Source organism: Streptomyces sp. NBC_00289, from assembly GCF_041435115.1.
In the GTDB taxonomy this organism is placed as follows: Bacteria; Actinomycetota; Actinomycetes; order Streptomycetales; family Streptomycetaceae; genus Streptomyces.
The window spans coordinates 6,665,625-6,677,069 of the sequence record NZ_CP108046.1; the positions used below are offsets into that span (position 1 = coordinate 6,665,625).

10 protein-coding genes are annotated in these 11,445 nt (G+C 73.0%); 8 read left to right on the top strand and 2 right to left on the bottom strand.

What is annotated here, in order from left to right:
- Positions 1–144 precede the first annotated feature (144 nt).
- The 5 genes from OG985_RS30250 to OG985_RS30270 all read left to right on the top strand — a co-directional run bounded on the left by OG985_RS30250 (position 145) and on the right by OG985_RS30270 (position 5,435).
- Positions 145–381, top strand: coding sequence for a hypothetical protein (locus OG985_RS30250; protein ID WP_371671511.1), 237 nt, complete (start codon positions 145–147; stop codon positions 379–381).
- Entirely contained in the window at positions 382–2,514 is a 2,133-nt protein-coding gene (gene malQ, locus OG985_RS30255; RefSeq protein ID WP_371671512.1) for a 4-alpha-glucanotransferase, read from the top strand.
- A gap of 82 nt (positions 2,515–2,596) precedes the next feature.
- Positions 2,597–2,854, top strand: coding sequence for a hypothetical protein (locus OG985_RS30260; protein ID WP_371671513.1), 258 nt, complete (start codon positions 2,597–2,599; stop codon positions 2,852–2,854).
- Positions 2,855–3,153: 299 nt separating this feature from the next.
- Positions 3,154–4,545 (top strand): sigma-70 family RNA polymerase sigma factor, encoded by a 1,392-nt coding sequence (locus tag OG985_RS30265; protein ID WP_371674536.1) that lies wholly within the window; start codon positions 3,154–3,156, stop codon positions 4,543–4,545.
- Positions 4,546–4,658: 113 nt separating this feature from the next.
- Positions 4,659–5,435 carry an SDR family NAD(P)-dependent oxidoreductase gene (locus tag OG985_RS30270; protein WP_371671514.1) on the top strand — a complete coding sequence of 259 codons (777 nt, stop codon included), beginning with the start codon at positions 4,659–4,661 and terminating at the stop codon, positions 5,433–5,435.
- Positions 5,436–5,520: 85 nt separating this feature from the next.
- Here the strand turns inward: OG985_RS30270 and pepN are convergent, their stop codons facing one another.
- A complete protein-coding gene (gene pepN / locus OG985_RS30275) occupies positions 5,521–8,100 on the bottom strand; it encodes an aminopeptidase N (protein WP_371671515.1) in 2,580 nt (859 codons plus the stop codon).
- Positions 8,101–8,212: 112 nt separating this feature from the next.
- On the opposite strand from pepN, the gene OG985_RS30280 reads away from it, so the two are divergent.
- Positions 8,213–8,689, top strand: a complete 477-nt coding sequence (locus tag OG985_RS30280) for a DUF1203 domain-containing protein (protein WP_371671516.1) — start codon at positions 8,213–8,215, stop codon at positions 8,687–8,689.
- A gap of 92 nt (positions 8,690–8,781) precedes the next feature.
- Here OG985_RS30280 and OG985_RS30285 read toward each other — a convergent pair whose 3' ends face one another.
- Complete coding sequence (locus OG985_RS30285; protein WP_371671517.1) at positions 8,782–9,798, bottom strand: aspartate-semialdehyde dehydrogenase; 1,017 nt, start codon at positions 9,796–9,798, stop codon at positions 8,782–8,784.
- 350 nt (positions 9,799–10,148) lie between these two features.
- Between OG985_RS30285 and OG985_RS30290 the strand changes: the two genes are divergently transcribed.
- Together OG985_RS30290 and OG985_RS30295 are read left to right on the top strand one after the other, a co-directional pair.
- A complete protein-coding gene (locus tag OG985_RS30290) occupies positions 10,149–10,703 on the top strand; it encodes an RNA polymerase sigma factor (protein WP_371671518.1) in 555 nt (184 codons plus the stop codon).
- A gap of 1 nt (position 10,704) precedes the next feature.
- Positions 10,705–11,418 carry a hypothetical protein gene (locus OG985_RS30295; protein WP_371671519.1) on the top strand — a complete coding sequence of 238 codons (714 nt, stop codon included), beginning with the start codon at positions 10,705–10,707 and terminating at the stop codon, positions 11,416–11,418.
- The last annotated feature ends 27 nt before the right edge of the window (positions 11,419–11,445 follow it).

An 11,445-nucleotide genomic window follows, 5' to 3' on the forward strand; every position in this document is an offset into this window, starting at 1 on the left:
AAGGGGAGAGTGAGAGCGGGGGAGGCAGGGGTCCGGAGGTGCAGAATGTGACCAGAAGCACGTTGTTGTGTTCTGTACGTCTGCTGCCGCGTCCGCTGGGTAGGGCTGCGGTGACCGTCGTCGTACCCGACAAGGAGGCCGCCCGTGGCCGCATCGGCACACCTTCTGCTCTCGGCCCTCTCCAAACCGGAGATGTCCGCCGAACCCGAGGCGCACCTGTGCGCCTTCAGCGCGGAGGGCTCCTGCGCCGAGGCCCCGCTCACCAGCGAACCGCCGCTGCCCGACGCCGAGCCGCTCACCAGCGAGCCGCCGCTCTTCGAGGCGGCGCAGCTGACCAGCGAGCCCGCCGTCTACCCGGACCTCGACGGCCCGGAGCTGTAGATGACCGCACCCCGGCCGGCCGTACCCCTCACCGACGACCTGTCCCGGCTCGCCGGGCTGCACGGCGTCGCCACCTCGTACAGCCCCTCCCCGGGCCGCACCGTCACCGCCTCGGCCGCCGCGGTCACCCACGCCCTGGCCGCCCTCGGCGTCGACACGAGCACCCCCGAGGCCACTCGGGCCGCCCTCGCCGCCCGCGAACGGGAACTGGGCACCCGACTGCTCCCGCCGACGGTGGTGTGCTGGACCGGCGCCGCCCCCGCCGCGCTGGCCGCGCTGCCCGAGGGAACCCGGCTGCGCATCGAGACCGAACAGGGCGAGACCCGCGCCGCCGCCGAGGATCTTCCGCCCGGCGTCCACCGGTTGACCGCCGTCGCGCCCGACGGTCGCACCGCCGAGGTCCACCTCGTCGTCGCCCCGGCCCGGCTGCCCACGCCCCCCGGCCGCTCGTACGGCGTGCTCGTCCAGCTCTACTCCCTCCTCTCGCGGCGCTCCTGGGGCATGGGCGACCTCGGCGACCTCGGTGAGCTGGCCGCCTGGGCCGGCCGGGCGCTCGGGGCCGGGTTCGTGCAGGTGAACCCGCTGCACGCGGCCGTGCTCGGCGCCCCCACCGACCCGTCCCCCTACCGGCCCTCCTCGCGCCGCTTCCCCGACCCGGTGCACCTGCGGGTCGAGGACATCCCCGAGTTCGCGTACGTCATCGACGGCTCCGGTGACGTGGCCGGGACGGACGGCGAGCGCCGCGACCGCGTGCGCGCACTGCTGGACCGGGCCGGCCGACTCCGGGAAGCCGTACTGGACAAGGGCGCGCTGATCGACCGGGACGCCGTGTGGCAGCTCAAGCGGGAGGCGCTGGAACTGGTCCGCGAGGTGCCGCTGGGGCCCGGCCGCCGCGCCGCCTACGCCGACTTCCTCGCCCGCGAGGGCGAGGCCCTGGAGGACCACGCCACCTGGTGCGCGCTCGCGGAGGTGCACGGTTCGGACTGGCACCTGTGGCCCACCGCGCTGCGCGACCCCCGCTCCGCCGGGACGGAACGCGCCCGCGCGGAGCTGCTGGACCGGATCGACTTCTGGTCGTGGCTCGCCTGGCTCACCGACACCCAGCTCACCGCCACCCAGCGCGCCGCGCGCGAGGCCGGGATGCCGGTCGGGATCGTGCACGACCTCGCGGTGGGGGTGCACCCCCAGGGCGCCGACGCCTGGGCGCAGCAGGAGTACTTCGCCGCCGGGATGTCGGTGGGCGCCCCGCCGGACGCCTTCAACGCGCGCGGCCAGGACTGGGGCCTGCCCCCCTGGCGCCCGGACCGGCTGGCCGCATCGGGCTACGCGCCGTTCCGGCAGCTGCTGCGGGCCCTCTTCCACTACGCGGGCGCTCTGCGCATCGACCACGTGATGGGCCTGTTCCGGCTCTGGTGGGTCCCGCAGGGCCTGCCGCCCACCGAGGGGGCCTACGTCGCCTACGACGCCGAGGCCATGCTCGCCGTCCTGGTGCTGGAGGCCTCGCGGGCCGGGGCGCTGGTGATCGGCGAGGACCTGGGCACGGTCGAGCCCGGGGTGCGCGAGACGCTGCGCGAGCGCGGGGTGCTCGGCACGTCGGTGCTGTGGTTCGAACGCGACTGGGACGGCGACGGCCGGCCCCTGCCGCCGGACAGCTGGCGGGCCGACTGTCTGGCCACCGCCACCACCCACGACCTGCCGTCCACCGCGGCCCGCCTGACCGGCGAGCACGTCGAACTCCGGGACCGCCTGGGCCTGTTGACCCGCTCTCTCGAGGAGGAGCGGGCGGAGGCGGCCGCCGACATCGGGGAGTGGCTCGAGGTGCTCGCCCGGCTGGAGCTGCTGCAGGGCGCCGGCGGGGGCGGAGGTCTCTCCTCCGAGGAGGCCGAGGTCCAGGCGGTCCACCGCTTCCTGCTGCGCACCCCCGCCCGCATGATCGGCGTGTGGCTGCCGGACACGGTCGGCGACCGGCGTCCGCAGAACCTGCCGGGGACCTGGGACCAGTACCCGAACTGGCGCCTGCCGATCGCGGACGCGGAGGGGCGGCCGGTGACCCTGGAGGAGCTCGCGGGCTCACCCCGGCTGCACGCGCTGATGGAGGTACTGCGGGCGGGGGCGCCGGAGGCACGCACGTGACGCGGGGCGCCGCGTGACCGCGCCGCCCCCCTACGGCACCCCCGGACGCGCGCCCCGCGCGGCCGTTCGCTACGTTGACCCTGTGGACAAGAAGAACGCCCTGCGCGCCGGCGCCCTGGCTGCCGGTACGACGCTGATGATGCTGCTCATGACGTCCCCCGCGCTCGCGCTGACCCGCGACGACGGCGACGACCCCGGCAACGGCCTGAGCGTGGTCGAGACGCTGGGCCTCTACGTCGTGGCCCCGCTCGCCCTGTTCGCGCTCATCGCGGGCCTGGTGATGGCCCTGGACAAGTCCACGGACCGTCAGCCGAAGGAAAAGGCCAAGGCGAAGGCCTGACCGGGACGAGGGCGACGGCCCGCCAAGGGCCGGCCGCCCGACCGGGGCCCTCTTGACCCGACCGACCCGTCTCGGGTTCGGACCCGGGCTCGGGCCCGGCCGCGCACTCCGTCGAGGGCGCCGACCCGCCGTACGTACGCGCGACATGCCGTACGTGGGCGTGGTCGGCGCCCTCGACGCGTTCCCTGGAACGGGTGGAGGACGGAGGACGGAACGCGCGGCCCACGACGGGATGTGCGGCGGGCGTCCGCCTTGTAACGTCACTCCGTCCCCGCGTGACGCAACTCCCGGAGGTGGCCGTGGCCGAAGACGTCTGTCGCAGCTGTGGCAAGCCGCTCGCGGCGCGCGCGGGCCGCACCGGCCGCAGCTCCGTCTACTGTTCCGCCGCCTGCCGGCAGCGGGCGTACCGGGAGCGGCACGGCCCCGCCGGGGTGGGGGTGGAGGGACTGATCGAGGACATCGGGCGGCAGGTGCGGGAACTGGTGCCGCGGCCGGCCTCCGTCTTCTACTCCGGGGTGACGGACCTGTCGTCCTCCGTCACCCGGCTCCGGCGCATCGCCCGCCTCGCCCGCGACACCACCCAGGACCGGGCCGCCGCCCAGGGGACCGAGGACATCGTCACGCCCACCGCCGTGACGGAATCCGTCCCCGGCACGGAATCCGCTCCGGACGCGGACCCCACCCCCGTGACGGCATCCGCCCCGGTGACGAAACCGGTCGTCGGCGAGAACGAGTTCGCCGCGCTGGTCGAGTCGTATCGCCGTGAGATCCGGGTGCACTGCTACCGGATGACCGGCTCGTACGACGACTCCGAGGATCTGGTGCAGGAGACGTTTCTGCGGGCCTGGCGGGCCCGTGACACCTTCCAGGGGAGGGCGAGCGCGCGGACCTGGCTGTACCGGATCGCCACCAACGCCTGCCTCGACTTCCAGCGGCGGACCGCCCGCCGGCCCCGGCGGTACGAGCCGGTGCCCGGGATGAACCACGGCGACGGAGCACCACCCGCCCGGATCACCTGGCTTCAGCCCTACCCCGACGACGAACTGCCCTCGACGGAGGACCAGCCGGAGGCCACCGCCGTCTCCCGGGAGACGCTGGAGCTCGTCTTCCTGGCCGCGATCCAGCATCTCCCGCCCCGCCAGCGGGCCGTGCTCGTCCTGCGGGACGTGCTCGGGCTGAGCGCCGCCGAGAGCGCCGAGGCCCTCGAACTGACCGTGGCCTCGGTCAACAGCGCCCTCCAGCGCGCCCGGCCCACCCTGCGCGACCACCTGCCCGGCCGGCGTGCCGACTGGACGGCCGCCGAGCCCACCGAACGGGAACGGACCCTGCTGAAGCGGTACATGGCCGCCGCCGAGCGGCTCGACCTCAGCGAGGTGGCCGCCCTGCTCGCCGAGGACGTCACGCTCACGATGCCGCCGAACCCCTTCTGGTTCGTCGGCCGCGAGGCGGTCTCCGACTTCCTCAGAACCAGCCTCGACCCGGCGTCCCCGGCGTTCTTCGGCCACTGGCGCCACCTGCCCGCCCGCGCCAACGGGCAGCTCGCGGCGGGGGGTTACGTACGGCGCCCGGGGACGACCGTCTACCGCGCCCAGGTCCTGGACGTGCTCCGCTTCGAGGGCGACCGGATCGTGGAGATCACCTCCTTCGAGCCGCACCTCTTCCCGGCGTTCGGACTGCCCCTGCGGCTGTGACCGGCGAACGGCGCCGCGTCCGGCGAGTGGGGCGACCGATGAGTGGAGTGCCCTTCGTACGTCTCCATGACCGACTCGTACGACCTGCGACACCCGTACTCAAGGAGATCACCATGCTGCTCACCGACAAGACCGCGATCGTCTACGGCGCCGGCGGATCCATCGGCGGCGCCGTCGCCCGTGCCTTCGCCCGCGAGGGCGCCAGGGTGCACCTGGTGGGGCGTACCGGAGAGACGCTGGACGCGGTGGCCAAGGACATCGTGGCGGCCGGCGGTCTGGCCGAGACGGCCGTGGTCGACGCGCTGGACGAGGAGGCCGTCGAGGCGCACGTCGCGTCCGTGGACGCCGTCGACATCTCCTTCAACCTCGTCACCCGCGGCGACGTGCAGGGAGTGCCGCTCACCGACCTGGCCGTCGACGACTTCCTGCGGCCGGTCGTCAACGGCACCCGCGCCAACTTCGTCACCGCCCGGGCCGCCGCCCGCCGTATGGCCGAGCGCGGCTCCGGGGTGATCCTCACCCTCAACAGCGGTTCCGCGCACGGCAGTCCGATGATGGGCGGCACGGGGGCCGCGGACGCCGCGACCGACACTCTCGTGCGCAACCTGGCCATCGAACTCGGCCCGCGCGGGGTGCGGGCCGTGGGGCTGTGGGCGGCCGGGGTGCCGGAGACGCTGACGAAGGAGAAGCTGGCCGCCGTGGACGCGGGCCTGGACCTCGACGACGCCGCCCTGCAGGGGCTGCTCGCCAACCTCGCGAACATGCGCATGACCCGCCGCAACCCGACGCTCGGCGAGATCGCGGCCACCGCCGTCTTCCTCGCCTCCGAGCACGCCGGCGGGATCACCGGCACGTTCGTCAACGTCACCGGCGGGATGTTCCCCGGCTGAGCCGGCACAGGAGCCGTCGTACGAGCCGCCGGGTGCGCGGCGGGCGGACGACCGGTCCGGCCGTCCGCCCGCCGCACGGCACCGGCTACGCGTCGGCCGCCCGCGCGTCCGCCGCCTGCGCCCTCAGTGCCCGCTCGACGCCCGAGCGGGCCTCCGAGATCAGGCGCCGCAGCGCCGCGCCCGGCTCCGCGGCGGCCAGCCACTCGTCCGTCTTGCGCAGCGTGTCCTCGGACACCTGGACGGCGGGGTAGAGACCGACCGCGATCTGCTGGGCCATCTCGTGCGAACGGGACGCCCAGATGTCCTTGACCACCTCGAAGAACCGGTCCGTGTACGGAGCCAGCAGCTCGCGCTGGTCGGTCTGGACGAAACCGCCGATCACCGCCTCCTGCACGGCGTTCGGCAGCTTGTCGCTGTCGACCACCGACGACCAGGCCTCCGCCTTCGCCTCCGCGGTCGGGCGGGCGGAACGGGCGCTCGCCGCGTGCCGCTCGCCCGCGGCCGTCCGGTCCCGCTCGTACTCGGCCGCGATCTCCGCCTCGTCGAACCGTCCGACGGCCGCGAGCCGCTGCACGAGCGACCAGCGCAGCTCGGTGTCGACGACCAGGCCCTCGATCGTCTGGGAACCGTCGAGCAGCGCTTCCAGCAGGTCCAGCTGCTCCGGCGTACGGGCCGTCGTGGCGAAGGCGCGTGCCCACGCCAGCTGGTGGTCGCTGCCCGGCGCTCCCGCGCGCAGGTGCGCCAGCGTGGCGTCCGTCCAGCGTGCGAGGAGGGCCTCGCGGGCGGCAGGGTCGGCGTACAGGTCGATCGCCAGCTTCACCTGGCGCTGGAGCGACTGCACGACACCGATGTCGGACTCCTTGCCGATGCCCGACAGGACCAGGGACAGGTAGTCGCGGGTGGCGAGTTCGCCGTCCCGGGTCATGTCCCACGCCGAGGCCCAGCACAGGGCGCGCGGCAGCGACGCCTCGAAGTCGCCGAGGTGCTCGGTGACGAAGGCGAGCGACGTCTCGTCGAGGCGGACCTTGGCGTACGACAGGTCGTCGTCGTTGAGCAGGACGACGTCCGGTCGGCGCTGCCCCACCAGCTGCGGTACGGCGGTCAGTTCACCGTCGACATCCAGCTCCACGCGCTCGTCGCGCACCAGCTTGCCGCTCGCGTCGTCGAGCACGTAGAACCCGACGGCGATGCGGTGCGGACGCAGGGTCGGCTCGCCCTTGGCTCCGGCGGGCAGGGCCGGGGCCTCCTGGCGGATCGCGAAGGACGTGATGACGCCGTCCGCGTCCGTCTCGATCTCCGGGCGCAGGATGTTGATGCCGGCGGTCCGCAGCCACTTCTCCGACCAGGCCGTCAGGTCGCGGCCGGAGGTCTCCTCCAGAGCGCCCAGCAGGTCGGACAGACGGGTGTTGCCGTACGCGTGGCGCTTGAAGTACGCCTGCACGCCGGCGAAGAACTCGTCCATGCCGACGTAGGCGACGAGCTGCTTGAGGACCGAGGCACCCTTGGCGTAGGTGATGCCGTCGAAGTTGACCAGGACGTCGTCCAGGTCGCCGATCTCGGCCATGATCGGGTGCGTGGACGGCAGCTGGTCCTGCCGGTAGGCCCACGTCTTCATGGAGTTGGCGAACGTGGTCCAGGAGTGCGGCCAGCGCGAGTCGGGGTGGTACGCCTGGCAGGCGATGGACGTGTAGGTGGCGAACGACTCGTTCAGCCACAGGTCGTTCCACCACTCCATGGTCACGAGGTCGCCGAACCACATGTGGGCGAGCTCGTGCAGGATCGTCTCCGCGCGCACCTCGTACGCGGCGTCGGTCACCTTGGAACGGAACACGTACTGGTCGCGGATGGTCACCGCGCCGGCGTTCTCCATCGCGCCCGCGTTGAACTCCGGCACGAACAGCTGGTCGTACTTCTTGAACGGGTACGCGTAGTCGAACTTCTCCTGGAACCAGTCGAAGCCCTGCCGCGTCACCTCGAAGATCGCGTCGGAGTCCAGGAACTCGGCGAGCGAGGGCCGGCAGTAGATGCCGAGCGGCACGGACTGCCCGTCCTTCTCGTACACGCTGTGCACCGAGTGGTACGGACCGACGACGAGCGCCGTGATGTACGACGAGATGCGCGGCGTCGGCTCGAAGACCCAGGTGTCGTCCTTGGGCTCGGGCGTCGGCGAGTTGGAGATGACGGTCCAGCCGTTCGGCGCCTTCACGGTGAACTGGAAGGTGGCCTTCAGGTCCGGCTGCTCGAAGGACGCGAAGACGCGGCGGGCGTCCGGAACCTCGAACTGGGTGTAGAGGTAAGCCTGTTGGTCGACGGGGTCGACGAAGCGGTGCAGGCCCTCACCGGTGTTGGTGTACGCGCAGTCGGCGACGACACGCAGGACGTTGGGGCCCTCCAGCAGTCCGGGCAGCGCGATCCGCGAGTCCTCGAAGACCTCGGCGGGGTCGAGCGGGTCGCCGTTGAGCGTCACCTCGTGCACGGCGGGGGCGACCAGGTCGATGAAGGACTCGCCGCCGTTCTCCTCGACGTCGAAGCGCACCGTGGTCACGGACCTGTAGGTACCGCCCTCCTGCGCCCCGGAGAGATCGAGATCGATCTCGTACGAGTCAACGGTGAGCAGCTTCGCCCGCTGCTGCGCCTCTTCGCGAGTCAGGTTTGTGCCAGGCACGCGGTCATCTCCTCGTTATGTGTGGGTTGCGCCATCCTTCCACGGGACCTGCACGGAAAGCGATGTCCGGATCCCGCCGGTGAGCGGGTCGGACGCGCGGGAATCTGGAGCCATGACGACGTATTGCGCACGCCCTGTCCCCCCGTCGGTCCTGAAGGAGCTGCGCTCCACCGACGACGCGGGACGGGAGACGGTTCCGGTGACGGACACGGAGGGCGGCGCTCCGCTCCGCTGCTGTCTGCGCCGCAGCGAGCCCGGCGAGCGGATCGCCCTGGTCTCGTACGCCCCACTGCGCCGCTGGGCGGCGGAGACGGGCGCCGACCCGGGGGCCTACGACGAGCGGGGGCCGGTGTTCGTCCACGCGGAGGAGTGCGCGGGGCCGGACGAGGACGGCCTCCCGTTCGCGAACGCCCACCGCGTCGTGCGCCGCTACTCCGCCGAGGGGCACATCCTCGGCGGGCGGCTGGTCGGCGCTCCCGAAGGGCTCGGGCAGGCGTGCGCGGAGGCGTTCGCCGACCCGGAGGTGGCACTCGTCCACGTCCGGGCCGTGGAGTACGGCTGCTTCCTGTACGAGGTGCGCCGCCCGTAGCTTTCCTCGCCCCCGCCGCCCTTTCCTTCCCGCCCCGGGGCGCCGCCCCGGACCCCGCTCCTCGAACGCCGGAGAGGCTGATCTTCAGCCGGTCAGGCGGTCAGTTCGGCCGCCACCAGCTCCGCGATCTGCACCGCGTTCAGCGCCGCGCCCTTGCGGAGGTTGTCGCTGGAGACGAACAGGGCGAGGCCGTGCTCCACCGTCTCGTCGGCGCGGACACGGCCGACGAACGAGGCGTCCTGGCCGGCCGCCTGCAGGGGCGTCGGGATGTCGGAGAGGGTCACGCCGGGCGCGCCGGCCAGCAGCTCCGTCGCCCGCTCCACGGACAGCGGACGCGCGAAGCGGGCGTTGATCTGGAGGGAGTGGCCGGAGAAGACCGGGACACGCACGCAGGTGCCGGAGACCTTGAGCCCGGGGATCTCCAGGATCTTGCGGGACTCGTTGCGCAGCTTCTGCTCCTCGTCGGTCTCGTGGAGACCGTCGTCGACGATCGAGCCGGCGAGCGGGAGCACGTTGAAGGCGATGGGCCGCTTGTAGACCTGGGGCTCGGGGAAGTCGACCGCCCCGCCGTCGTGGGTCAGCCTGTCGGCGTCGGCGACCACCTTCTGCGCCTGGCCGTGCAGCTCCGCCACGCCCGCGAGGCCCGAGCCGGACACCGCCTGGTAGGTGGCGACGACGAGGGCCTCCAGGCCCGCCTCCTCGTGCAGCGGCCGCAGCACCGGCATCGCGGCCATCGTGGTGCAGTTCGGGTTGGCGATGATGCCCTTGGGGCGGTCGGTGATCGCGTGCGGGTTCACCTCGGACACCACCAGCGGCACCTCGGGGTCCTTGCGCCAGGCGGAGGAGTTGTCGATCACGACCGGGCCCTGCGCGGCGACCTTCTCGGCCAGCGCCTTCGAGGTCGTGCCGCCCGCCGAGAACAGGACGATGTCCAGCCCCGAGTAGTCGGCCACGGCCGCGTCCTCCACGGTCACGCCGTCCAGGACCGTCCCCGCCGAGCGGGCCGAGGCGAACAGGCGCAGCTCGGTGACCGGGAAGTCCCGCTCCACGAGGATCCTGCGCATGACCGTGCCGACCTGACCGGTGGCTCCGACGATTCCGACCCTCACGGCGACTCCTTCGCGTGGCGTTCCTGTGCCTGCTGCAAGACCGAGGCGTTTCCATGATGCGTCCCACCCCGGCCAACCTGTCCAATTCTTTGCCCCGAGCGCCCGAGGAGTGGGACGACACGGGCGGGGGCGCGCTTGCGCACCTCTCGCCCGCAACGGCCCTGAGCTGCAGAAAATCATCTCGCGGGCGCTCTGTACCGCAAGCTGTACTGCCCCGTGCCTGCCCGCCGCCGTCCGGTCCACGCGAACGTGTGACGTACGCCTCTGCCGGAGTGCGGGAATCCGCGGGAAACTCTGCCGAACGTTCCGGCTCCCACCGGCGTCATAGGGGAAACGCGGCGAGGAGAGGGGTGGCTGTGCTGCGCAGAAAGGCGCGCCGCGGCCAGGGGGACGACGGACACGGCCTGCACCGTGTGCCCGACGACCCGCTGGACGCGGCCCAGGAACGCCGGGTGCGGGCGGTGCTCGCGCTCGGCGGCGTACCGCAGACGGACCTGCCGGACGGGGTGCAGCAGGTCCGCCTGCGGTTGCTGGAGCGGGCGGCGCGAGGGGACGAGGCGCCGCGTGACGTGTCCGCGTGGGCCGCGGTCGTCGCCTCCAACCTCGCCATGGACTGGCACCGCACCAAGCGCCGCCAGGAGCGGCTGGGGGAGCGCCTGGCCTCCCTGCGCCAGCACGAACACCCCTCGGGGGAGGACACCAGCGTGCTCTCCCTCGCCGTCGCCCAGGGCCTGGACGAGCTGCCCGACGCCCAGCGGCAGGTCCTCGTCCTGCGCTTCTTCGCCGATCTTCCGGTCCGGGGGATCGCCGAGGAGCTCGGCATACCGGAGGGCACGGTCAAGAGCAGGCTGCACACGGCGGTACGGGCTCTGCGCACCCGCCTGCACGAGGACGAGGTGGTGTGACGTGACCGCCGACAACCATGAGGACACCGGTGTGGACGCGCTGATGGCCGCGATCACCGGCGAGCAGCTGCCGCCCGAGGCCCGCGGGGACGCCGCCCTGCGGTCCGAGTACCGCTCCGCGGCCGCCGACGTGGCGCTGCTGCGGGAACAGCTCGCCGTCATCGCCGAAGCCCTGGACGAACCCGTACCCGCCCCGAAGCAGGCCCCCGTGCGAGCGCCGCGGCGCCGGCGACGGGCCTTCTCACTGGCCGTCGGCGCCCTCGCGGTGGCCTGCGCCGCCACGGTGTTCTCCGGTGTGGCGTGGCTCGCCGCCCAGAGCGGCGGGGGGATCGGCGACGAGTCCAGCGACAGTGACGCGAAGAGTGCCTCGGACAGTGCGGCAGGGCAGAACGCCCTGCGGGACGTGGCCTGCGCCCGGCTCGTCGTCGAGGGCACGGTCACGGCCGTCCGGCAACTGCCCGCCGATCCCGGCCTGGAGCGCGTCACCCTGCGCGTGATCCGTTCCTACAAGCCGGCCGAGGGCAAGGACGAGATCAGCGTGCTGCGGGACGAGACCACGGCGCCCGTCGTCCGCAGGGGCGACCACGTGCTCGTCGTGGGCACGCGCTCCGCGGTCGCCCCGGACACCTGGTTCGTCGGGGACAAGGAGGTGTCCGGGGAACGCGAGTGGGTCACCCGGGCGCTGGCCGAGTCGTCCGGCATCACGTGTGAGTGAGGGCGGGTACCAGGGACGAGGAAGGGG

Excerpts from the sequence above, each read along its gene's own strand:
- malQ (WP_371671512.1), top strand. The coding sequence starts at position 382 with ATGACCGCACCCCGGCCGGCCGTACCCCTCACCGACGACCTGTCCCGG.
- OG985_RS30270 (WP_371671514.1), top strand. The coding sequence starts at position 4,659 with ATGCTGCTCACCGACAAGACCGCGATCGTCTACGGCGCCGGCGGATCC.
- OG985_RS30280 (WP_371671516.1), top strand. The coding sequence starts at position 8,213 with ATGACGACGTATTGCGCACGCCCTGTCCCCCCGTCGGTCCTGAAGGAG.